Genomic DNA, 22859 nt, shown 5'->3' on the forward strand with positions numbered 1-22859 from the left:
TTTTTTTATTCGGTCAAATTTGATGATTGGGATTATGTACCTACTCATAGACGTACCCTTCATGGCTGAAGTTAAACTAGATGTTTAGCTTCCAAGCAGGAAAAAAAGCCAGCTTACTCGTCATTCGGTAAGCCAGCCTTATCTTCCCGGTTTATTTTAAGCAGAGATTTTACCGCCTTTTCAATTTCCTGATATCCTGTACACCTGCAAATGTTTGAGCTTAAAAATTCTTTAATGGTGGAATCGTCCGCATTCGGATGCTTTTTCAGCAAACTGTTGATATTCATGATAAAGCCCGGCGTGCAATATCCGCACTGAAAAGCAAAATGTTCAATAAAAGCATGCTGAATGGGCGAATCCTTTAATCCTTCAATCGTGCGTATCGTTTGGTTCATCCCTTCAACCGCAAGCATCAGGCACGATTTCATGGCCGTGCCGTTCACATTGACCGTACAGGCTCCACAATCACCGTTCAGGCAGCCCGGCTTTGCCCCGGTCAAACCAAGCCTTTCCCGGAGCACAAAAAGAAGTGTGTCTGATGGCCGAAACGCTATTTCTCTTTCTTCATCATTCACGGTTAAACGGGCTGAAATCATGGGTGGTTCCCCTCCAGTTTCCTTAACAAGTCTTGAAGCATCTGTTCCAGAACGAACACCCGATAACCGGATGAACCTTCTACATCATCGAGCACCGGCTGCGGCACATGCCGAAGCGCCTCTTGAATCCTGTCACCTAACGGACCAACTTGTTGAATTGCTTTTTCCATTTCGAACGCCCGAAAAGGAAATGGGCAAAGACCGCTAATCGCTATCCTGGTTTCATTTTCCTTTTTTAAAACAGCTACCGTGATCAACGGATAGCCTGTATCCCATTGCTGTCTTCGTTTAACGCACACATACGGCATCGTTAAAAAACGCCGGTCCGTGTGCAGTTGAACGAGGAATTCTCCTTTTTGAAGCTTAAGATTGCGCTTGAAAAGCTGATGAATAGGTGTCTGTCTGAGTCCGTTTTTCCCTGCAATTACAACATGGCTGTCAGTCAACAAAAAAGGGAGCACCGCTTCGCGGTAAAAAATTTGTCCGCAAATATTTCCTCCCACCGTAATTTTGTTTCTGGCCGTATGATCGGCCACCCCGCTCGCTGCTTTGCTTAATAATGGGAACACGTTTTTTTCCTCAACTGCCGTTAAAGAGAGCGCAGATCCGACGATCAACCGCTGATCTTTTACGGTAAGCTCCTTGCATTCTCCAATGGCTTTTATGTCAATAACCGCGTTTGTTTCCACCAGATTCAGGCGGCCCAGGGTAATAATTTCGGTTCCTCCAGAATAATAGACCGGAATCTTCCCTTCACGTTCGAGCTGCTGAAAGAGCCGGACCCCTTCCTCCACGGTTTTGGGCAGGTAATAATCAAAATCATAAGGAAGCATGGGAATGTCCTTCTTTTTGTTTCATTTTCCAGATCTGTTCCGGAATAAGAGGCAATTCGTTCAATTTTACACCCGCGGCCAGGGAAAGGGCGTTTCCAAGAGCAGCAGGCATCCCCATCAGACCATGTTCTCCGGCTCCTCTGGCGCCGTAGGCCGCATCAAGTTGTGGAGTTACAACAAATTCCACGTGATACTCTGGATGTTCCCCATACCGGAGCGGCCGGTAGGTTCTTAATTGCGGATTCAAAACTCTGCCCCATTCATCAAAAACAAAGGTTTCCCTTCCACCAAAGGCAAGACCCATACTCATCGCCCCCATCACCTGGCCCCGTGCTGCTTTTTCATTTAAAACCGTCCCAATATCAACCGCTGAAAATGCACGGACGATTCTGTATGTGAGATGTTTTTTGTCATATTCAATTTCGACCGCCTGGGCACCAACCGACCATTCCGGCCCCGGCTTTCCTGATCCCGTCTCTTTATCAAGGTACGTGAGCCTTCTGAGATTGTAATGACCTCTTCCGATGATCTGACCGCCAATTCCATTTCCGTTCGGATAAACATAGCCATAGGCCACATCTTTAATATCAAGGTGAGTTTCCGGTTCATCACGCAAAAATACTTTTCCGTACCCAACCTCCAAATCAGCGGCCTGAACCCGCAACACACACGAAGCGATGCTTTTTAACTGCTCAATCAAATCTTCAGCTGCCGCCAGTACAGCACGACCCGCCATAAAGGTTCCGCGGCTGGCCACCGTTTTCCAATGTTCGGGGGTACTTTGTGTGTTTACTTTCATTTGGACATGAACCATCCGTATATCCATTTTTAGCCGTTCGGCCAAAATTTGTGCCAGGATCGTTTTTGTTCCTGTGCCAATTTCGATGACGCCAGAAATGAGGTTGATGCTTCCGTCAGGATTGAAGCTCAAGGTCACTCCGGAGCCTGCATCTGATTCAATTGTGGAGGTTTTCCATATACAGCTGACCCCTTTAACCCTTAGTTTATCGTTGCCGAGGTCCTGAATCATGCCCATATCCCAGTCAATCATTTTCTTTAACCGAACAATGCATTCCGGTAAATTTCCTACATTGCTTTTATTCAGCTTCACTTGTGTCGGAGTGGTATCTCCCGGCCGGATCGCATTAATGTATCTAAGCTGTAATCGATCCATTCCGAGCTTGTCGGCGAGCACATCCATGGTTCGTTCCACGGCGAACAGGAGCTCTGAATGGCTGAACCCTCGAAAGGGCGCTGCATACGGATGATTCGTATAAACACAGAGTGAATCACACCATACATGATCAATATCATAGGGACCCGTACAGTCGACGGCTGCAGCCCGGTTTAAATCAGCACCTTTGTCAGAATACGCTCCTCCATCAAACAAAAAAAGAAGCTCTGCCGCCTGAATTTTCCCCTCTCTGGTACTTCCGAGCTTCACAGTGGCATCCAGGCCGATGTGGCATGGCGAAGTCAGCATATCTTGTTCCCTGATATTTAAAATCCGGACTTTTCGGCCTCCCACCGCAATGGACCCGATAAATGCAAGAAGTTCAAGCTGAATGGACGCCTTACCTCCGTATGCACCTCCTACCAAGGGTGTTTCTACAATGATCTTTCCAATGTCCACGCCAAAATAATCATGGATTAACCGCTTCACCATGAATGGCGCTTGTGACGAGGTCATGATGTATACATTGCCATCGGGATGGATTTCAGCGGTTGAACACCTTGTTTCCATTGCCGCATGATCGGATGGAGAAAATGAAAAGCGCTCTTCCACCACTACCTCTGACAGATTCCATCCTCTCTCCATGCTGCCTTTGCGTATCTTGGTCCGGTTGGCAACGTTGGTTCCTGGCTCAGGATACACCCGATCCTCCTTTTTATAACTGCCGAGCTGTTCATGAACGAGTGGCGCGTTTGGCTTTAAGGCCTCTGTCGGCGAATGTACGACGGGCAATTGTTCGTATTCCACTTCTATCAGTTCTGCTGCCCGTTTGGCCTGTTGCGGAGTATCGGCCACCACAAGAGCGACCGCTTCGCCGTGGTGTCTCACTTTATTTTTCGCCAGCACCGGACGGTCCCTGATTTCTTCACCGGTTAACGGAAAGTGCTCGCCTGTTATAACCGCACGCACACCAAACACCTCTTTGGCTTTTGCTATATGGATGCTCTTGATCAGCGCATGAGCATAGGGACTTACAACAATTTTGGCATGGAGCGAGTCAGTTGACGGATAATCTGCTGTATACCTGGCCGTACCGGTTACTTTTTCCCAGGCTTCTTTCCGAAACACACTTTTTCCGATCAACCCCAATGCTACCCTCCCCCTTACCTTTTGCTTATATCTGCCGCCTGGTTCCTTGTACGGAAAACGTTGATCATTTCCGCAAGTATGCTTATGGCAATTTCTTGAGGACCTCTCGAACCGATAGAAAGTCCCACCGGCGAATGAATAAAATCCGGCAGTTCTTTTGTTTCCAAAAGCCGTTCTGTACGCTCCCTCGGCCCCAGCACACCAACATAACGAAGCTGGTCTTCCGGCAGACATGACAAAAATTCTTTATCTTTTTGAAAGTTATGAGACATCACGACGATAAAGTCTCGTTCATTTACCATACATACCTTACTTAACCCCCCCGATTCACAACAAAATGTCTCTACCGGAAATGAATAGTCCTCTTTGCACAAGAGAGCCGGCCGCCAGTCACATACCATGACCATCCACCCTGTTTTATATGCCAGCTCAGCCACTGTTCTTCCATCAAATCCCGCCCCAAATACGATCAAGCGCGGTTTAGGTTCATAGAGATGGGTATAGACCATTCCTTCATGGTCCATAAACTGAACACCGCTTGAAAACAAAGAAGCCTGGTCCGTATCTTCCACTTTTATAAATTCATTGATTGTTGTGGGGTAAGGTATGAGAGAAATTTCTTTCCGGTGCAAAATCGATTTTCCCTTTTCCAGCATGGACTTCGTATAAAGGAGCTGACGTCTTAATTTATCATCCACCACCTCCAACCAGACATGCAGCACACCATTGCAGCCGGCTCCCTGTCCCCAGGAAAGATCATCTTCCTCCTTCAGGTTGTATGTAACATATTGGGGGATACTATCTTCCGCAACTCTGCGGGCTCTTTCCATGAGATCAGCCTCTGCGCAGCCGGCACTGATCATTCCTGCCTGGTTCTCCTCCCAGAAAAGCATCATCGCCCCTTCTTTCAAATAGGACGAACCTTCCACTTTAATTAACGTCGCTGCTACACAACCTGCCTGCAACTCTTCCATCTTATGAACCAATTCATAAAAGCCAATCATCATGCCACCCCCAGATGGTGCCGAGCCCATCCCTTCTTTCCGTCAACGGAAATCGCCCATTATCACAATGTATTCAGAGGATGCCTCTGGTTAGAATACCGGATTTCACATGGTCATAAAAAGTTAACAATTGCTTATGAAAAAGTGTGTTGACATCACTAATCCAGGCGTATACAATGGGTATCGAATCGATGAAGTGATGAACAAAACGACTATAAAATTGATATAAATTAAACTCCAAAGGGGAGTAGCTGACAGTTACGTCGACATCCCGTGATTCCTTGATCACCGGCTTAACTGGCAACATCTAGTTGTAGCGACACCTTTGCCACCTGGTAAAGGTCTTTCTAGATGTTAAAACCTTTACCAGGACAATACAGGTAAAGGTTTTTTACTTGAATAATCACTTTCTTCAATTGGCTATTATCAACTGGAGGTCTGATCACCGTGTTAAAAAAATGTATGAGCTTCTTCAAGCTAGGGCAGGCAAGTATAGATTTAGTTTTGGACTCAAACGAGCTGAAGCCCGGTCAAAATGTAAATGGCTATTTCCGCTTGAAAGGCAAATGGATGAAGCAGATTATAAAAAGGCTCGAGTGTGACCTTATCCTTCATAACACTGAAGATAAAACCGAACACATGATTGAGTCTGTCACCACCATCTACATGTCCAAAGAGCTCGCCTCCGATGGCAGTATCGAAATTCCACTAACGTACCAACTTCCGCAAGATCTTCTATCATCCTCATCAACGGTCTCCTACCGTTTTCAAACAAGACTCATCTGTGACAACATGCGTTGTGTGGATCACGATGAAATTACAATATGCAGCTAAACAAAAAACCCAATCGGCATCCGATTGGGTTTTCGTTTCGTTTATTTTCTTTTCATTCTCATTCCGCATTTGCAGCGGACACTGTGTTTTAATTGTTTAATTTCACTGTGGCATCGTGGACATTCAACAGGAACAGGTACATTCATGCTAATACCTCACTTTATTCGTTATTTTTTCTTTTTGCATTCCTGGCAAAGGCCATAAAACTCAAGCGTGTGGCGGTGAACTTTAAAATGTGCCACCTGGGCAGCAGCGTACTCCACTTCATTCAGTAAAGGATAATTAAAATCTGCAATTTGCTGGCACGATTCACAGATCACATGGTAATGACTGGTATCGGCCAATTCATATTTACTGCATGAACTTCCAAACGAAAGCTCGTTGATGAGATTAAGCTCTGCAAAATATTTCAAATTATTATAGACGGTAGCCAGAGTAATGAATGACGGAAGTTCCCTGTGAATTTCCTCAGCGGTTAAATGGCCGTTCATCGCTATAATGTTTTTCAGGATCAGTACACGCTGAGGGGTGATCCGCATTCCGATTTCTTTCAGCTTGGTTTTTGCTGCTTGTTCCGCATCCACGATCAACATCCCTTTTAAACATTTTTTTATATACGCACTCAGTACGTATTAGTTGCAATACGCACTCAGTACGTTTTAGTTGCAATACGCACTCTTGCCTATCAATTGAGAAAATCACCTGTAAATGAGAATTAATGAGTTTCTTGAGGAAGCGGTAAGCCTATACCTTCAGCCACTTTTCTTCCATATTCCGGATCCGCTTTAAAGAAATGCTGAATCTGGCGAAGCTTGATTTCTTCTTTTTTCACAGGCTTCATGGCTCCTACAATATTATTGACAAGCCGTGTACGTTCTTCTTCGGTCATGAGACGATACAGGTCTCCTGCTTGAGTGTAGTGATCGTTGTGATCATAAGCCACACTGTCGGCCACTCCATAAACTGGGTAAGCAGCCTGCTTATTCTCTGGAGACTCTTGCGGTCCTCCAAAACTGTTTGGCTCATAATACACGGACCCACCGCCATTGTTGTCAAATCGCAACTGCCCGTCTCTCTGATAATTCTTCACTTCATTGCGCGGACGGTTGATCGGCAGTGCCTGATGATTGGCGCCTACACGATAGCGGTGTGCGTCAGAGTAGGCAAACAGGCGTCCCTGAAGCATCTTGTCAGGAGAAACGTCAATTCCCGGTACAAGGGTACCTGGTGAGAATGTCGCCTGCTCCACTTCAGCAAAATAGTTTTCAGGGTTTCTGTCCAATATCATTTTGCCCACCTCAATTAGCGGATAATCCTTTTGGGACCACACTTTCGTTACATCAAACGGGTCAAAACGATAGGTGTTTGCATCTTCAAGCGGCATGATCTGAACATATAGCTTCCATGCCGGGAAGTCACCCTCTTCAATGGCATTGAACAGATCCTCTGTATGATAATCCGGATTTTCCCCCGCTATTTTAGCGGCCGCATCAGGAGCAAGATTGGCTACGCCTTGTTCTGTTTTAAAGTGATATTTAACCCAGACCCCTTCTCCTTCTTTGTTCACCCACTTGAAAGTGTGGCTTCCAAACCCGTGCATATGACGGAGTGTGGCCGGAATCCCGCGGTCTGACATCAGAATGGTCACCTGATGAAGAGATTCTGGAGAAAGTGACCAGAAGTCCCAAACAGCGGTTGGATTTTTGAGATGAGTTTTCGGATCTCTTTTCTGTGTATGGATAAAATCAGGAAACTTGATGGCATCTCTGATAAAGAACACCGGCGTGTTGTTGCCCACAAGGTCATAGTTTCCTTCTTCGGTGTAAAATTTCACAGCAAACCCACGAGGGTCCCGAACGGTATCTGCAGAGCCGTTTTCTCCTGCTACCGTTGAAAAACGGACGAAAAGCGGTGTGCGTTTTCCGACTTCAGATAAAAAATCGGCCTTTGTGTAGTTGGAAACATCATTGGTGACTTCAAAATACCCGTGAGCTCCTGCTCCTTTCGCATGAACAACACGCTCAGGCACCCGTTCCCGGTTAAAATGTGCGAGTTTTTCCAATAGGTGCACATCCTGGATGAGCGTTGGTCCTCTTGAACCTGCAGTCATTGAATTTTGGTTATCTCCAACTGGAGCGCCCCAGCTTGTTGTTAAACGATTCTTGTTCGTCATTCGAATCACCTCGTAAGTTATTTAGAATTATTATAAATATAATAATAACAGCTATTACTATAAAATCAATACTTTTTTATAATAATTATAATTAAATAATTCAACTAGATAACTGAAGTCAACAATTGAAAATCATAATGTTTTCTCCTTTCGCTCATAAACTATATAGAATCGGTCAATTTTGAGAGGATGGAGGAAAGGTTGATGGGGAAAAAAGTGAATTTCGACTGGGCTTCCATTCAAGAAAAAGTGGATGGCGTACTGGGTCATGATTTTTGGCAGGATCTAAACCGGGTTGTCCCCAAACGGACCGCATGCAGCGATTTTTATGAAACAGAAACCGAAGGCCATATTATCGTTGAGCTTCCCGGTTTACACTCCCAGGAAGATCTTCAAATCGAGCTAGAAGCCAACCAGTTGATCCTGCAGGGAAATATCCCTTATCTATATCCTGTTGAAAAAGAAGCGCTCAAAATGAACGAACGGCTGTCCGGCCCCTTTAAAAAGGTCATTTCCATTCCATTCGCATACTTACCAGATGATATAAAAGCAGAATACAAGCACGGCTTGCTGCTAATTACGTTGACAAAAATTAAAAAAACGAAACCGATTACGATTTCGTTTACCGAGGAAGCTAAGCCTGATCCATCATGATTGGATTTCTCTTAATTGTTCCTGCCGCTATTTTTTAACAGCGTCACTTCCATAAAAGGATGGACGATTCTAGGATAGCTGATTCAAAAAAATAAATTTGTGCCTTTTTAAAAAAGGTGTTTACGAACACTTGTTCTTATGTTATTCTTTAAAAGAAGGCGCGGATGGTAGCCGCACCTCCCCCGAATAACTCTCTTTGGCCAGTTGTTACCTAGCTGGCCGCTTTTTTTACCTTTGATCGGCCACAATGTGAATATTAGGTGTAACCACTCATCAATCACATTAAGCGAACAAATATAAAAAAGCACTGCATGAGCAATGCTTTTAAATAGATCAATCGTATCATTTGTTCAAATATCTTAAAATTTATGTAATGAACAAGATTTCCTAGCGCTGAAGATTAGCAGTAACCAATTGAGATAAGTAATCATTCAAGTCGAACTTTTCACCTTTAACGAATTCAATGATTTCAACTTTGTTATAATTTAACATCTCGTTTCATCTCCTTTAAAGGTATTATGAACTTAATATACCCCGACTATTAAATTTATAATCTATCATTTTTTAAATCCACAATTTAACCTTAACGTTCGCCTTTTCCTCATGTGCAGATTCTTTCACTCCTCATTAAACAAATTGTATTTGATAAAACAAAAACCCCCTCTCCATGGTGGAGAGGGGGCTTAAACCGTTACTTGCTAAATACTTCAGATACAATTTCATAAGAACGAAGCCGGTCTTGATGATCAAATATTTGCGCGTTAATGATCATTTCATCTGCCTGTGTCTCATCCAGGAATGCCTGCAGTTTTGCTTTAACCGTTTCCGGTGTACCGATCATCGTTGTGCGAAGCTGCTGGTCAATGGAAGCTTTTTCGTAAGGAGACCAGATACCTTCCATGCTTTGAACCGGCGGCTTCAGCTTAGAAGGAATTCCGCGCACGAGGTTCAAGAACTGCTGCTGCATGGACGTTGCAAGATAAGCAGCTTTTTCTTCAGTATCCGCCGCAATAACGTTTACGCCGACCATCGCATATGGCTTATCAAGGACCTCTGACGGTTTAAAATTACGTCGGTACACATCCAGCGCAGGCAACGTGTTATCCGGTGAAAAATGGCTGGCAAACGAGAACGGCAAACCAAGCTGTGCAGAAAGCCTTGCACTAAATCCGCTAGAGCCAAGAAGCCAAATTGGAATATCGAGCCCTTCTCCAGGAATTGCACGAACTCTGTTTCTGCCACCGTCTGCTTTTAAGTACGCACGGAGCTCATCGACCTGTTCAGGGAAATCTTCCCCGTTGCTCATGTTCTCGCGGCGTAAGGCATGAGCCGTGACCTGATCGGTTCCCGGCGCTCTTCCCAGACCGAGATCGATTCTGCCCGGATACAGGGATTCCAGTGTGCCGAACTGCTCGGCAATGACAAGAGGTGCATGGTTTGGCAGCATGATCCCGCCTGAACCCACACGGATTCGTTCTGTTCCGCCTGCCACATGCCCAATCACAACAGAAGTTGCTGAACTGGCGATGCCGGGCATGCTATGATGTTCTGCCAGCCAATAGCGGTTATATCCCCACTTCTCCGCATGCTGGGCCAAGTCCAATGTTTTCTTTAATGAATCTGCAGGAGTTTCCCCCACAATGACTGGAGAAAGATCCAGTACAGAGTAAGGAATTTCATGAAGCTGCTTATTGGACAATTGAATAGTCCCCTTTCTGAATATCAACGAAAAATTAGATTATTTTTACCTTCTTTTTGATTGTAACAAGTAAATGTAAAGCTTCTAAATTTTTTGCTCATGATGGATCCAAGCAAACATTTGAAAGAAGCTCATAGGAATGAATGCGGTCACGGTTATCATGCGCAATAGTTACAATCATTAATTCATCTGCCCCATAAAGAAATTGCAGCTCCTCGAGACGTCGCTTCACTTCTCCCGGACTGCCCGTAATGGTTCTATTTTTCATCCGCGCAAGGAGTTCCTTTTCCTCTTCGGTCAACGAATAGTCTTTCGCTTCTTGCAGTGAAGGAACGCCTTTGCTGCCCTCTCCCTTCTGCAGCTGCAGCTTCCATATGTGATTTGGAAGAGCCAGTTCTTCTGCTCTTTCCGCTGTTTCTGCACAAAAGACAGATACAGTTACGATCGTGTACGGATCAGCCATCCAGGAACCGGCTTTATATGTCGAACGGTACTGTTGAAGTATTTCCGAACCTTCTTGATCGCTCATAAACTGCCCGAAAACATAAGGCAATCCATGCTTCGCCGCGAGTAGAGCACTCTTTTTACTCGTTCCCAGCATCCAGGGCAATGGCGCCATTTTCGGAACTGGAGAAGGAGATATCTTTGAAAACATATGGTCTTTCGGAAAATCATTTTTGAAGAAATGAAGCAGCTCTTCAACAGATTCCGGCATCCGGCGAACCTGTTCCAAATAGTTATCCGATAAAGCCATGGTCGCTTCGGCAGAGCCACCCGGAGCACGTCCGATCCCAACATCAATCCTGCCCGGAAACAACGTGGCCAGCAGATTATACGTTTCAGCCACTTTATACGGTTTGTAATGAGGCAGCAAAACAGCACCAGATCCGATACGGATGGATTCTGTCTGACCTCCGATATACCCCAGCATCACTTCAGGAGCAGGACACGACAACCCCGGAAAATCATGATGTTCAGCAATCCAGTATCGCTCATAGCCGAGCTGATCACCGGTCTGTGCCAGAGCCAGTGAATTTTCCAATGCCTGTTTGGCCGTTCCCCCGCTTGATGCCGGTGACTGGTCAAGAATGCTTAATTTCATATAATGCCTTCTTTCATGTGGAATAAGGTCTTTTTATTAATGAGTGAAAACCTTTCATTGTATGTATGATAAAACAGAATTCCGCCACAACAAAAAAAATTGCCTCAATCCGGCAATTTCATGATTAGGATGCCCTGTGTTTCAACCTTTTAAATACTGCATCAAAAACAGAACGCATCCTTTTAGTATATAAATATGTATAATTCATAAAGGCAGAACGGTTTATTCCAGCTTCACCAAGTGTTGCATGCAACTCATATTTCGAAGGAAATACCCAGTTGGTCATTTCTAATACGACATGGAAAACAGAATCATAGCTAAAAAACAAATAATGAAAGAAGTTTATGTACGTTTTTTTAGTCTTTCGCTCATATCTTATATCATCATAATTCCAATAGGTTTTCCGACTTGAATAGGGAAAACGCTTGATGGACGAGAGATGAGGGAACTCATGGTAAACAATGGCCAATGTCCTCTTAAGCCGTTTGGAGGTTTTATGATCAATAGCATCCCGAAAAAGGGTTCTATAACTTAATGTTGGTCCAGCAATGGTCAGTACTTGCATGATATCAATAAAATACTTGATGGAATCCAGATTATGTCTCCATCCATGTAGACAAATCATATAAAATGTGTGGTACAAAGACAATTCCCATATATGATTTGAAGTTCCTACAGACAAGGCTTGCGACCAAAAATCCTCAATTTTTAATTGTGCAGTATCTTTTCGAAGGATATCCCAATGCAACTCAATGGTTAGAGGAATCATTGAGTGAGGAATTTTTTTGCTTAAACTGCAATGGAAATGCCCAGGAATCGGAGCCTCCTCCATTTCGAAACCAAGGGGTTGAATACATTCAAGCGCCTTTTGTACATGATCTGGTTTTATTAGCAGATCAATATCCGATGTTGCCCTGGCGCCAATATTCCCAAAATACTTTTCGGCAAATTTAATTCCTTTTAAGGGAATAACATCTATTCCTTTTGCCTCAAAAAGATCAAGAACTTTATCCGTCTGATTTTTCAAGAACATATTTTGATATAAGACTTTCTCATAATTCCGTCTTAACTGGTCTTGAAAAAACGGAGGAGTTTGATGCAATCGACCATCTTGTTTTAATGAATAATAAATTTGGGCAGAAACAGAAAAATATTCAATATCGATAATAGCATTTTTATAAAACTGATTATCTTGTGGCAATGTACCTTTTGAATTTAATAATAAACGGAATGTTTCCATGCTCAATTCCGATTCTTCCTTTCACGTTCGTTGTTATAACGCCGTTTGTTTTTGTGAAAATTCTTTTCTGGCCAACTTCTGGTACAATCCACTTTCGCTCATTAATTCCTGATGTGTCCCCTTCTGAACAATCTTACCTTTATCCATCACAATAATAAAATCGGCATTTTCAACAGTGGAAAGCCTGTGAGCGATAACAATGGTTGTTTTGTGTTTCATTAATCTTTCCAATGCTTCTTTTATATAGAATTCTGTTTCATTATCAAGAGCTGAAGTGGCTTCATCTAAAAGCAGAATGGGAGCGTCTTTAAGAATGGCTCTTGCAATCGCTACTCTTTGCTTTTGTCCTCCAGACAACAAAATCCCCCTCTCACCGATTTCAGTATCATAACCGCATGGTAATGAAAGAATGAAATCATGAATGTTTGCTATTTTAGCTGCTTCAACGATCTCACTCATCGGAACCCCTGGCTTTACCATCATCAGATTATCCTTGATGGTACCTGCAAATAGGAAGGTTTCCTGAGAAACATAAGAAATTGAACTGCGAAGCTGGGAAAGCGTCATTTCCTCAACGGGTAGTCCATCCATATAAATCGCTCCAGATTGTGGATGATAAAACCCCATCAGAAGTTGAAAAAGAGTGCTCTTGCCTGCACCGCTTGGTCCCACAATGGCAACCATTTTTTTTGCGGGGATTGAGACATTTAAACGTTGAAGAACTGGATTCTTCACATCATAACCAAACTGAATTTCCTTACATTCCACTGCATGACAGACCCTTCCACCCTTTACGTAGGCAGGAAGATCTTGACTGTCTACAGGATGATTGAGGACATTTGAAATACGTTCAACGGCCGTCACCGATCGTTGATAGCCCGCCCATTGGCCTGCCAATCCTGTTAATGGATACATCAAGTGGTTCACCAAATTAATAAAGGTTAGCAGCATCCCCGCGGTCATCAAACCTCTGGCTATAAATACAGCTCCGAGAAAAAGGGTAACGAAGAACAGTGCCGTTCCAACTAATTGCCCTCCTGCATGGAACCAGCCCTGAAATTTGGCATTTTCAATTTCCAATTCGTAAAGCTGCTGGTTTTGTTTTTTGATCTTATTAAAAAAAGACCGCTCCATGGTATACGACCGAATAACAATGATTCCTTGAAAGGTTTCAGTAAGGTGACGATTTATCTCATCATATAGATTATGGATTTTCCAGCTGTTTCTTCTCAGAAGCCATCCAAAAAACAACCCCGATATGACGGCCAAAGGAACAATAAGCAAACAAATCATGGAAAGTTTCCAATTAATGGTCAGTAAATAAACTAAAACGGCAAAAAAGATGAGCGGCATACGAAGCAGATTGATAAGACTGCCTCCAACAACCCCATCAACACTATGTATGTCATTCGAAAAATGGGATAGTAAATTTCCCGAATGAGAAGAAGAGACATGACTAGCCGGCATTCGCAAAATATGATGATAAAGCGAATTTTTCAAATCACGCTTAACGGCATTGGTAGTGGTTGTTTCCAGGTAGGTTGTGAAAAAAGAAGAGGCCGAATTTATAATCAGTAATAGAATACCCACTGGGATTAACCACTTGAGTCTTGGAAAATCACCCTGAAGTGCAGCATCAGTAATATCACCAAAAAACCAGGCAAACAGCAAGGTTAAAGCAATATCAATCAGCATCAAAACCAATAGAATACTATAAGCAGCCTTTTGTTTTTTAACAAAAGGAAATAAGAGTGACCATGTTTTTTTAAAATCATTAAGCTTAATATAAGCTTTAACTTCATGTGCCATTGTTTTTACCATGAACGGACACTCCATTTTTAACTCAATATACGTTTTATAGACAATACTAATCGTAATACCCTGGTTACTATAGGAAAAACAATCAAAAGACGGCCCCACAACATAAATGCCCTGCTGTCCGATCCAATTTTTATACTTGGTTTTTGAATACTTGCCAGTTTACCAATAAATTGTTCTTTTCCAATTGGTTTATCCCAACCCAGATTTGTATCTCCTTTAAAAAAATAAATCTTATAAGTACCTGCTTGCTCTGAATAATAGTAACGATGGGCAACCATTCTGCCATCAAGTGTATGAAATAAAGCAACGTCCCCCTTTTTCAGCCTTTCAATATCGCAGCTAATAAAACGACAAATATCATTTTCTTGAATCAAGGGAAACATGCTCGTTCCGGCTGCAGGCAATACGATCTGTTTTTCTTTTCTTATCACTTGATGAATTAGTGATGAGGTTACCTCAGCGATTGACATGCTTGATTAAACTGGCACTTTCCAACTGTAGTATAAAAGTTTGTACATCTTGATATAAGGAATCCATGTCCACATGCCTTTCTAAATCGTATGACTCGAGGAGAGCTTGAACCAACGACTCTATGGTTTGTTCCTCTTGAAGCCGGGACCAGCAAAAACCACCCACTTGATTCAGTTTTGTTACATGGAAATGTTCGGTGTCCAAGATTATCCACTCTTCCTCCAGCTGAGTAGTCTCATAAGGTTGGACTTGCATGTAACGAGTCATGATATCAACTCCCAAAAAGTATTGTTTTTTTGAAAATAAAGCTGATGTACCGGAATTTCACTGACAAGGGCTGTTAATAAACGAAGCACTTTTTTTGTTTCACTTACAGAGTAATTCCAGTAAAATACTTTATCCATCATAGAGATCAACGCATCAGAACTCTTTATTTTAATTCTTTTGTTTGTCTTGGATTGGTAAAGCAGTTGAATACTTGACAATGGCACAAAAGCAGTCCGTGCACGTTCTTCCATTTCACTTCGAAACGGTGAATCAAAGACCGTGTGGCCTTCCCTATCTATTTTTACAATGGTGGCTTCATCAGAAAGCAACTCTCTAGGATAGGACAATCTTGCTGCAGTGGATTTGCCGGCACCGGAGTGCCCGGAGAAAATGTGACCTTCATTGTTTTCGATGACACAAGAAGAATGCAGCAGTAATCCCCATCCTTGATATACAATATAAGCACTATATAAATTCATCATGGCGTGCTTTAAGGCAAGGTCATCATGAATATGAATCGTTGCCGAGTTGAACTGTTCATCAATTGCAATTTGGTAATCTGCCCGTTGAAAGGAAATCGTTCCACCCTCAATTAATGGTTGTACTTCATAATCCTGAAAGGGGACCCCATATCCATCATGTATAGTGATGGATATGGAATTTTCGCGCCTTTCTAAACCAGGAATGGGGAAGAACATGTTCTTGATCCTTTGAGCAAGATGGAAAGATGAAGTATTGAGTTGAATGATGTGCTCACCTATTCTTGTCAAATAATTGATCATTGTCTGTTCTCCTAACAAAAATTATTTGTTTTTCCCATTCCCTTTACCAGGAGTCCCTGCACCTCCAGGAGGATTTGGGTTACCAGGAGGGAAGTTAACGCCCCCATTGCCTGTTCCAGGATGATCACGGTTTCCTTTACCAGGATTCCAGCTTTGAGCCGTTTCAAAACGAATTGGCTGCTGATCCAAAACTTCTGGCTTATGATACATCATACGTCCTTTTGTCATAAATCCACTCCCCTTCCGTCCTTAAACAAGTACCATAAGACTAGTACATTTGTAGTATAAATGATTTTTCGTTCTTTTTAAAGAACAAATTTTCGACATAAACTAAAATGAAAAAAGATGCGTACAGACATGACAATAGACTGTACGCATCTTTTTTGTTCTTTATAATAAACATCTTAATGAGCAGCGATGCCTCTTACACTGTACCCCTGTGGATTCTTGTTTTGCCATTTCCAGCAATCCTCACACATCTCCTTAACCCCTTTTACAGCTTTCCAGTTCAATTCTCTATATGCCTTCGATACATCGGCATAACAGACAGCAATATCTCCCTGGCGGCGTTCAACTACTTCATAAGGGATGCTTCGGCCGGATGCTGCTTCAAATGCCTGTATCATTTCCAATACGCTGTATCCTCTTCCTGTGCCCAGGTTATAAGCTTCTACTCCATAACTGTTTGCCAATTTCTCAATCGCCTTTAGGTGTCCCTGTGCTAAATCGGTAACATGGATGTAATCCCTGACCCCGGTTCCGTCCTTCGTGTCATAATCATTGCCAAACACTTTTAGCATCGGCTGTTTTCCAACAGCAACCTGCGTAATATAAGGAACAAGATTATTTGGTATTCCGTTTGGATCTTCTCCTATTTTTCCGCTCGCATGTGCACCCACCGGGTTAAAATATCTTAAAAGCGCAATGCTCCATTTGGAGTTTGCCACAAATATGTCTCTCAGCATTTCTTCAATCATTAGTTTGGTTCGCCCATATGGATTGGTGGCTCCCAGCAAAGCCCCCTCGGTAAACGGGACGGTTTTCTGAGCGCCGTATACGGTAGCAGACGAACTGAAAACAAACCTGAACACATTTGTAAACGCTAGAATAAAGTTGACACTTTTTGCTCGATAGGATTTTACACTTTTGCTCAATCAACCTACTGCTTTAGTAAAATAGATCGTGACGTTATTTTACTGGAGGGTAAGGTTTTGGAGGAGAAGTTAGTGTTATATATAAAGATTCAGGAATTACATAAGAGAAAGTTTAAAGTAGCGCAAATCGCTAAAGAGCTTAAGATCTCAAGACCGACTGTCTATAAGTATTTAGAAATGACATTCGATGAAGCGAGAGCCTATACTGAACAGCCTTTGGGAAAGAAGAAAAAACTAGATCACTATAAGGACTGGATACTTGCCTGGCTAGAAGAGTATCCCCACCTAAGCAGTGCTCAGATACATGATTGGCTATTAGAGAGATACCCCGACCTAGTGGTCGGTGGAAGTACTGTAAGAACATATGTGAGAGGTATTCGAGAAGTCTATCAGATTAATAAAAAGGTGATTGTCCGTCAATACGAAGCAGTTCCTGAACAACCCATGGGTAAACAACTACAGGTAGACTGGGGAGAAACAAAACAGAAAACAGTAAACAACAAAGAAATCAAACTGTACTTTATTGCCTTTGTGCTCGCTAGCTCCCGACATAAATATATGGAATGGCAAGCGCGCCCATTTACCACAAGAGATGCGATTCGTTGTCACGAAAATGCATTTCAATTCTATGGAGGGCGAACAGAAGAGATTGTCTATGATCAGGATCATTTAATCTCAGTGAGTGAAAATGCAGGACAACTGCTTTTAACAGCTGAATTTCAAAGCTATGTAAACGAGCGTAATTTCAAAATTCACCTGTGTAGAAGAGCTGACCCAGAATCTAAAGGTATGATTGAAAATGTCGTGAAATACGTAAAAGGCAATTTCGCTGACAGCCGTGTATTTAGTGATATAGAAGATTGGAATGAACGAGCAAGACAATGGCTTGAGCGGACTGGAAACCATCAGGTTCACCAGACAACAAAAAAAAGACCAGCAGAAGTGTTTCTCCTCGAAAAGCAACACTTACAGCCAGTCTCTTCGTTACTTTCATATGAAAGTACCAATAACCAAAGTATAACAAGAAGTATAAGCAAGGACAATACGATCCGGTATAAGTCTAACCGTTATTCCGTCCCTCTCGGGACTTATCAAACGATGAGTGAGAACCTTGTTTGGATTGAAGTGAAGGAAGAAGATCACAAGACCCTTGTCATACGTAGAGAAGCAAATGGTGAAGTGATTGCCGAGCATGTGATCAGCTCGGAAAAGGGAAAACTTATTCAAAACCGCCACCATACCCGAGATCGCTTTAAAGGCATTAAGGAGCTTAAGCAACGCCTCATGTCTCACTTTGAAGATCAGGTTCAGGCAGCTGCATACTTAGATGAAATTAGTCAAAGATACCCAAGGTATCATCGAGACCAGTTTTCGATTATCTATAAGGTAATCCAACAGTATCCAGCGTTAGTTGATTCTGTTTTGACCAAGTGCATGACAGAGAAGCTTTACAATGCGAATGATTTTCGTGATATCGCTCATCATCTTGATACATTACAAGGTGAACCGGCTGAAGAAGTACAATCCTTTTACACGAGATCGCCAAAACACTCTCATATCAAAGCCTCTACCCGTTCTCTCAATGCGTACACCAGCATTTTAGGAGGTAGAGCATAATGAACAAGACGGTACATGAATTACAAGATCAATTCCGTCAACTCCGTCTAGCAGAAACGGCGGAGGAGCTGCCGCAGCTTCTTCGTGAAGCTGAAAAAGCATCATGGACCTACTTGGAATTTTTAGAGTCTATTACCCGATATGAATTAGCCAAACGTGAAGCGAAAAGCCTTGAGAAAAGAATGAAATGGGCACGCTTTCCTTTCGTGAAGTCATTAGATGAGTTTGAGCTAAAAGGACAAAACGTTCTGACTGCTCGCCAACTCTCTCAACTCCGGGAATTAAGCTGGCTCGAGCAACAATACAATTTGATCCTTCTCGGTCCCCCTGGCATTGGAAAAACGTATATCGCAATTGGACTTGGACTCGAGGCTGTTTATGGAGGGTTCAATGTTTATTTCGCCACAATGGGTGAACTTGTGCAGCTTCTAAAATCAGAAGAATACCTGAACAAATCTAAAGTTCAGCTTAAAAGACTTAGAAATGCCGACCTTGTGATCATTGATGATTTAATGTATATGGCTATGGATCAGAGAGAAGCGAACCTATTTTTTCATTTGATTAATCATTTGTACGAACGAAGTTCGATTATCTTGACATCAAACAAAAGTCCAGATGAATGGGGCAATTTAATAGGAGACCAAGGGATCACCACAGCTATTTTAGATCGTTTACTACATCGTGCGGAGGTCATCCATGGAGGCGAAGAAGAGGAAAGTCATCGGATGAAAAATCGGAAGAACATTTTTTCAGCAGAAGTGTAAAAAGGAAACGAGCAAAAAATGTAAAATTCAACTTGACGTCTACAACATTGTACTTTTCCATTACTTCTATCAGGTTAAGGGTTCCGGTGATATTGTTCTGATAATACCGAAGTGGCTGGATCACGGACTCTCCTACTGCCTTTAACCCGGCAATATGGATCACTGCATCAATGGTATGTTCTTTGAAAATAGACTCGATCTCCCCTGCATTTAATAGATCAACAGAGTAAAAAGACAGTTCCTTTCCCGTAATTTCTTTTACTCTTTCCAGAGATTCTTGATTGCTGTTTGATAAATTATCGGCCACAATCAACCCATAACCTGCATTTAACAGTTCAACACAAGTATGAGATCCAATATAACCTGCTCCGCCGGTAACCAGTACATTCATTTTTCACGCTCCCGTTTACAGAAAAAGACCATAAGCTCCACGGCTTATGGTCTTTATTTGCAATATTTGTTATAAGCTTGCATTTTTTAAAACATTGATCATCATTTCGGCGTTTGGATAGTCATTCTCTTTATACTGCCGGATCACTCGTTCCATGTCATAACTTACCCGTACAATGCTCGTTTGGTAACTAAAGTCATTGGTTTCCAGCAAAAAATAAGAGGCTCGAGGGACTCCATCAAACGGCAGCCCTACACTTCCCGTATTCGCCAGACATTTGCCAGCCAGATACTTCACGTAAGCCTTATGTATATGGCCATATACAAAAAGTTCAGCATTTTCCTTCATCATTTTTTCTGTCAAAACAGGTTCATTCTCGGCGGGGGTAACCACTTCAAACAAGCTGTCAGGTGTGGCATGAAAAGCATGGACACTAAGTTGCCCGTTATTAAACATTATGTCTGAAGGCAGTTCCTGCAAAAAATTAATATCCTCTGCACTCAATTGTTCATAACACCATAAACGCTCCTTATCCATCATGTTCTTTACATGAGGCGGCACTTCTCCTTCTGAAATCCCACGGACAACCCATTCATCGGCATTGCCTTTGATTACCTTGGTGTTCAGTGCCTGTACAAGCTCCAGTGACCGCTTTGGCTCCGGCCCTCGAAAACATAAATCTCCCAACACAAAAACCTGATCGATACTTTTTTCTTTTATATCTCGCAAAACTGTCTCTAGCGCTACTGCGTTCCCATGAATATCTGATATAAAAGCCATTTTCATAAAAACACCTCCAAAATCCAACAATATTATGTAACTTTGTCTAATTCGCCCTATCACTCTACTATAATCTGAATACTATGTTTTTAGAAGAAGCAGGACAATTAACTTATTAACATAAACGTCAAGCTTTACCTTCTGCTGACACTCTCACTTTTAAATATCTTGTCAGTATAACCATTGATGAGGTGTAAGTAATGAAAGAATTTATTATTAACCGAATAGAAAGGAATACTCCTAGATGAGCAGCTATTTACTTGAGCTCCAGCGATGGAATGTTAAGAATGATGGAACTGATGCCCCTAATACTTCCAACGGTATAAATGCGGCTCTCGTATGGGCTGCCCAGCAGAACTATACAGAAGTTGTGTTGCCCAAAGGAACCTATTTAATTGATGAAACTATTCCAATTCAGCCGCAGAGCTATATGACAATAAATCTAAATGGCTCCACGATGAGAATTCGGGACAACGGATTACAGAGCTATTCAATAGTTAGTTTTAATCAGAACCAATTGCATTCCAGGATAACAAACGGAACAATAGAAGGTGATAAAGATCGGCATAATTATTCGTCAGGAGGTACTCATGAAGGAGGATATGGTATTCAAGTTGGAAGTTACACACCTCCACTAGATGGAGGAAATAATACAAGATTTCTTACCATTGATGATCTGAAAATATTAAATTGCACAGGCGATGCAATTACTCTAAATAGTACATTCGGACAAATTTTCCCTACACCAAAGGAACTGTCAATGTCCTGGGAGAAGGGTGATATAAATACACAAAACGGACAATTAATATCTACTCAAGATAAAATAAGATCTAATTTGAAAGTTGATTTAAACCAATCATCTATAAAAAAATATGGTTATTTTGGATTATATGGGAATGGTTATGGCAATTTAGGTTCTGATATTATAACAGACTTTTATAATATTATTTTTTACAGAAGTGATAACACATTTCTATCTTCTCAAATACAGATACAATTTTTTGATGAGGTTGAAGTGCCATCAAATGCCAGTTATGCCAGGATTGTATTGCATCAAAGTTTAATTCCAGCCAGTGATAACTGTCTCATTAACGTGAGAGTTCCGTCATTTCCAAAATTTATAACCATTCAAAATTGTGAACTATGCATGTGCAGAAGACAGGGAATCACCATAAGTGGCGCAAAAAATGTTTTTATTAGAAATAATGATATACACCATATTGGGGGTACACCGCCTCAAGCAGGAATTGATATTGAAGACGGCTATGATTTAAACCAATATATTTATATAGAAAAAAACAATTTCCACAATAATTATGCGTATAATATTGTTGTAGTTAATGGTAAATCAATAGAAATTAATGATAACAGATTAACGGAAACTATATCTGGTGGAGCATCACTAGCTATAAATGATGGTACAGACGAAGTTGTTATAACAAATAATACTATACTCAAGTCAAAAGTAATTTTAGGCGGCAATATACTCTTATCAAATAATCACGTATACGGATCGCAAATTAACATTTTGGGTAGTTATAAAAACAGACCTATTAATGTATCAAACAATGAATTCCATAATTGCAAATTAGTTATTGATCATCCATTTTCATATAATATAAATATTGATGGATGCAGATTCCACAATGATTTAGATAAACCAAATGTATTTCCAAGCCTTCAATGGACCCTTGAATTAAAAAACGCCCCACAAACCATTTCAAATTGTATTTTTGAAGGGATTGATAAATTATATACATTCTATATTCCCTCAACGATTAAAAGCGATTGGATTTTTACAAATACAATTTTCACTCAAGAAGCCACATTAATAGGAAAATACACTAATTGTACATTCATTGGTAACATTACAACTTTAGGAGTGAAAGGTACAACTGAAGACCAGATTGAGCTTATTGGTTGCAAAATAATTAGTAAGGACCGTAACAATACCCTAATAACAGTAAATAATATAAAAACTTTTAGAATGTATAATTGTTATATTGAAAAACCCAATGGTTATATTTTTAAAGGCCAAAGAATTACTGATAGCATAGATATTAGCAACAATACGATTAAAATCACAAATGATAGTTTATTAAGATCTCTTTTACTTTTCGAATCTTCTTTTGAAGGTAATTCAATCATCATAAAAGATAATGTTTTGAAGTCAACCAACCTAAATCAGATTGGCATTGAAAATGCTACCATAAACAACCCACAAATAATCCTGACCAACAACATATTAATTAAAGCTACAATTAAAACCCAGGGGTATGAGATTTCTAAAGACAACATTATAGATGGAGTAATTAAACCATAATAAAACTCTCCTATTCAGAGAGTTTTGTTTT

The 22859-nt window shown here is 41.5% G+C and carries 20 protein-coding genes and 2 pseudogenes; 5 read left to right on the plus strand and 17 right to left on the minus strand.

Annotated features, from left to right (window positions below; translation table 11 throughout):
* Positions 1 to 113 precede the first annotated feature (113 nt).
* From QNH15_RS18570 to QNH15_RS18585, 4 genes are read right to left on the minus strand one after another with little or no spacing between them, the layout of a single operon-like run.
* Positions 114 to 596 carry a (2Fe-2S)-binding protein gene (locus tag QNH15_RS18570; RefSeq protein ID WP_283889650.1) on the minus strand — a complete coding sequence of 161 codons (483 nt, stop codon included), beginning with the start codon at positions 594 to 596 and terminating at the stop codon, positions 114 to 116.
* Positions 593 to 1429, minus strand: coding sequence for an FAD binding domain-containing protein (locus tag QNH15_RS18575; protein WP_283889651.1), 837 nt, complete (start codon positions 1427 to 1429; stop codon positions 593 to 595). Before QNH15_RS18575 ends, QNH15_RS18570 begins: the two co-directional genes overlap by 4 nt.
* Positions 1416 to 3752 (minus strand): xanthine dehydrogenase family protein molybdopterin-binding subunit, encoded by a 2337-nt coding sequence (locus tag QNH15_RS18580; protein WP_283889652.1) that lies wholly within the window; start codon positions 3750 to 3752, stop codon positions 1416 to 1418. The genes QNH15_RS18575 and QNH15_RS18580 overlap by 14 nt, the downstream gene beginning before the upstream one ends.
* 14 nt (positions 3753 to 3766) lie before the next feature.
* Positions 3767 to 4759: an XdhC family protein gene (locus QNH15_RS18585; RefSeq protein WP_283889653.1), complete on the minus strand. Its 993-nt coding sequence runs from the start codon at positions 4757 to 4759 to the stop codon at positions 3767 to 3769.
* 444 nt (positions 4760 to 5203) lie between these two features.
* Between QNH15_RS18585 and QNH15_RS18590 the strand changes: the two genes are divergently transcribed.
* Entirely contained in the window at positions 5204 to 5590 is a 387-nt protein-coding gene (locus QNH15_RS18590; protein WP_061972331.1) for a sporulation protein, read from the plus strand.
* Between the two features lie 167 nt (positions 5591 to 5757).
* Here the strand turns inward: QNH15_RS18590 and QNH15_RS18595 are convergent, their stop codons facing one another.
* Together QNH15_RS18595 and katA are read right to left on the minus strand one after the other, a co-directional pair.
* Positions 5758 to 6183 carry a Fur family transcriptional regulator gene (locus tag QNH15_RS18595; RefSeq protein ID WP_141687086.1) on the minus strand — a complete coding sequence of 142 codons (426 nt, stop codon included), beginning with the start codon at positions 6181 to 6183 and terminating at the stop codon, positions 5758 to 5760.
* 122 nt (positions 6184 to 6305) lie between these two features.
* Positions 6306 to 7763: a catalase KatA gene (gene katA, locus QNH15_RS18600; RefSeq protein ID WP_283889654.1), complete on the minus strand. Its 1458-nt coding sequence runs from the start codon at positions 7761 to 7763 to the stop codon at positions 6306 to 6308.
* Between the two features lie 204 nt (positions 7764 to 7967).
* Between katA and QNH15_RS18605 the strand changes: the two genes are divergently transcribed.
* Entirely contained in the window at positions 7968 to 8417 is a 450-nt protein-coding gene (locus tag QNH15_RS18605; protein ID WP_061972328.1) for an Hsp20/alpha crystallin family protein, read from the plus strand.
* 691 nt (positions 8418 to 9108) lie between these two features.
* On the opposite strand, the gene QNH15_RS18610 is transcribed toward QNH15_RS18605, so the two are convergent.
* The 9 genes and pseudogenes from QNH15_RS18610 to galE form a co-directional block, all read right to left on the minus strand.
* On the minus strand, positions 9109 to 10116 hold the full coding sequence (locus QNH15_RS18610) for an LLM class flavin-dependent oxidoreductase (RefSeq protein WP_430667099.1): 1008 nt from the start codon (positions 10114 to 10116) through the stop codon (positions 9109 to 9111).
* 97 nt (positions 10117 to 10213) lie between these two features.
* Complete coding sequence (locus tag QNH15_RS18615; RefSeq protein WP_283889655.1) at positions 10214 to 11218, minus strand: LLM class flavin-dependent oxidoreductase; 1005 nt, start codon at positions 11216 to 11218, stop codon at positions 10214 to 10216.
* Between the two features lie 124 nt (positions 11219 to 11342).
* Positions 11343 to 12458 (minus strand): nucleotidyltransferase family protein, encoded by a 1116-nt coding sequence (locus QNH15_RS18620; protein ID WP_283895649.1) that lies wholly within the window; start codon positions 12456 to 12458, stop codon positions 11343 to 11345.
* A gap of 33 nt (positions 12459 to 12491) precedes the next feature.
* On the minus strand, positions 12492 to 14279 hold the full coding sequence (locus QNH15_RS18625; protein WP_283889656.1) for an ABC transporter ATP-binding protein: 1788 nt from the start codon (positions 14277 to 14279) through the stop codon (positions 12492 to 12494).
* A gap of 17 nt (positions 14280 to 14296) precedes the next feature.
* Positions 14297 to 14749: a S24/S26 family peptidase gene (locus QNH15_RS18630; RefSeq protein ID WP_283889657.1), complete on the minus strand. Its 453-nt coding sequence runs from the start codon at positions 14747 to 14749 to the stop codon at positions 14297 to 14299.
* The gene (locus QNH15_RS18635; protein ID WP_347343354.1) at positions 14736 to 15017 is read right to left on the minus strand and encodes a PqqD family protein; all 282 of its coding nucleotides are present in this window, start codon (positions 15015 to 15017) and stop codon (positions 14736 to 14738) included. Before QNH15_RS18635 ends, QNH15_RS18630 begins: the two co-directional genes overlap by 14 nt.
* On the minus strand, positions 15014 to 15799 hold the full coding sequence (locus QNH15_RS18640; protein ID WP_283889658.1) for a P-loop nucleotide/nucleoside kinase family protein: 786 nt from the start codon (positions 15797 to 15799) through the stop codon (positions 15014 to 15016). Before QNH15_RS18640 ends, QNH15_RS18635 begins: the two co-directional genes overlap by 4 nt.
* Positions 15800 to 15820: 21 nt before the next feature.
* Positions 15821 to 16027 carry a hypothetical protein gene (locus tag QNH15_RS18645; protein ID WP_283889659.1) on the minus strand — a complete coding sequence of 69 codons (207 nt, stop codon included), beginning with the start codon at positions 16025 to 16027 and terminating at the stop codon, positions 15821 to 15823.
* Between the two features lie 176 nt (positions 16028 to 16203).
* Positions 16204 to 16893: pseudogene (galE, locus tag QNH15_RS18650) on the minus strand (UDP-glucose 4-epimerase GalE); the annotation flags it as partial.
* A gap of 132 nt (positions 16894 to 17025) precedes the next feature.
* Between galE and istA the strand changes: the two are divergent.
* Positions 17026 to 18570, plus strand: a complete 1545-nt coding sequence (gene istA / locus QNH15_RS18655; protein ID WP_283895387.1) for an IS21 family transposase — start codon at positions 17026 to 17028, stop codon at positions 18568 to 18570.
* Positions 18570 to 19334, plus strand: coding sequence for an IS21-like element IS643 family helper ATPase IstB (istB, locus tag QNH15_RS18660; protein ID WP_283889660.1), 765 nt, complete (start codon positions 18570 to 18572; stop codon positions 19332 to 19334). The genes istA and istB overlap by 1 nt, the downstream gene beginning before the upstream one ends.
* A gap of 43 nt (positions 19335 to 19377) precedes the next feature.
* Here the strand turns inward: istB and QNH15_RS18665 are convergent.
* Both QNH15_RS18665 and QNH15_RS18670 read right to left on the minus strand, forming a co-directional pair.
* Positions 19378 to 19725, minus strand: a pseudogene (locus QNH15_RS18665) (SDR family NAD(P)-dependent oxidoreductase); the annotation flags it as partial.
* Between the two features lie 69 nt (positions 19726 to 19794).
* A complete protein-coding gene (locus QNH15_RS18670) occupies positions 19795 to 20511 on the minus strand; it encodes a metallophosphoesterase family protein (protein WP_283889661.1) in 717 nt (238 codons plus the stop codon).
* A gap of 238 nt (positions 20512 to 20749) precedes the next feature.
* Here QNH15_RS18670 and QNH15_RS18675 point away from each other — a divergent pair, with 238 nt between their 5' ends.
* Complete coding sequence (locus QNH15_RS18675; protein WP_283889662.1) at positions 20750 to 22828, plus strand: right-handed parallel beta-helix repeat-containing protein; 2079 nt, start codon at positions 20750 to 20752, stop codon at positions 22826 to 22828.
* Positions 22829 to 22859: the final 31 nt, after the last annotated feature.

The organism is Fictibacillus enclensis (assembly GCF_030123385.1).
GTDB classification, from domain to species: Bacteria; Bacillota; Bacilli; order Bacillales; family Fictibacillaceae; genus Fictibacillus_C; species Fictibacillus_C enclensis.

Coding starts and splice junctions, on each gene's coding strand:
- QNH15_RS18570 (WP_283889650.1), bottom strand. CDS start 596: ATGATTTCAGCCCGTTTAACCGTGAATGATGAAGAAAGAGAAATAGCG.
- QNH15_RS18575 (WP_283889651.1), bottom strand. CDS start 1,429: ATGCTTCCTTATGATTTTGATTATTACCTGCCCAAAACCGTGGAGGAA.
- QNH15_RS18585 (WP_283889653.1), bottom strand. CDS start 4,759: ATGATGATTGGCTTTTATGAATTGGTTCATAAGATGGAAGAGTTGCAG.
- QNH15_RS18595 (WP_141687086.1), bottom strand. CDS start 6,183: ATGTTGATCGTGGATGCGGAACAAGCAGCAAAAACCAAGCTGAAAGAA.
- katA (WP_283889654.1), bottom strand. CDS start 7,763: ATGACGAACAAGAATCGTTTAACAACAAGCTGGGGCGCTCCAGTTGGA.
- QNH15_RS18605 (WP_061972328.1), top strand. CDS start 7,968: ATGGGGAAAAAAGTGAATTTCGACTGGGCTTCCATTCAAGAAAAAGTG.
- QNH15_RS18615 (WP_283889655.1), bottom strand. CDS start 11,218: ATGAAATTAAGCATTCTTGACCAGTCACCGGCATCAAGCGGGGGAACG.
- QNH15_RS18620 (WP_283895649.1), bottom strand. CDS start 12,458: ATGGAAACATTCCGTTTATTATTAAATTCAAAAGGTACATTGCCACAA.
- QNH15_RS18625 (WP_283889656.1), bottom strand. CDS start 14,279: ATGGTAAAAACAATGGCACATGAAGTTAAAGCTTATATTAAGCTTAAT.
- QNH15_RS18630 (WP_283889657.1), bottom strand. CDS start 14,749: ATGTCAATCGCTGAGGTAACCTCATCACTAATTCATCAAGTGATAAGA.
- QNH15_RS18635 (WP_347343354.1), bottom strand. CDS start 15,017: ATGACTCGTTACATGCAAGTCCAACCTTATGAGACTACTCAGCTGGAG.
- QNH15_RS18640 (WP_283889658.1), bottom strand. CDS start 15,799: ATGATCAATTATTTGACAAGAATAGGTGAGCACATCATTCAACTCAAT.
- QNH15_RS18645 (WP_283889659.1), bottom strand. CDS start 16,027: ATGACAAAAGGACGTATGATGTATCATAAGCCAGAAGTTTTGGATCAG.
- istB (WP_283889660.1), top strand. CDS start 18,570: ATGAACAAGACGGTACATGAATTACAAGATCAATTCCGTCAACTCCGT.
- QNH15_RS18670 (WP_283889661.1), bottom strand. CDS start 20,511: ATGAAAATGGCTTTTATATCAGATATTCATGGGAACGCAGTAGCGCTA.
- QNH15_RS18675 (WP_283889662.1), top strand. CDS start 20,750: ATGAGCAGCTATTTACTTGAGCTCCAGCGATGGAATGTTAAGAATGAT.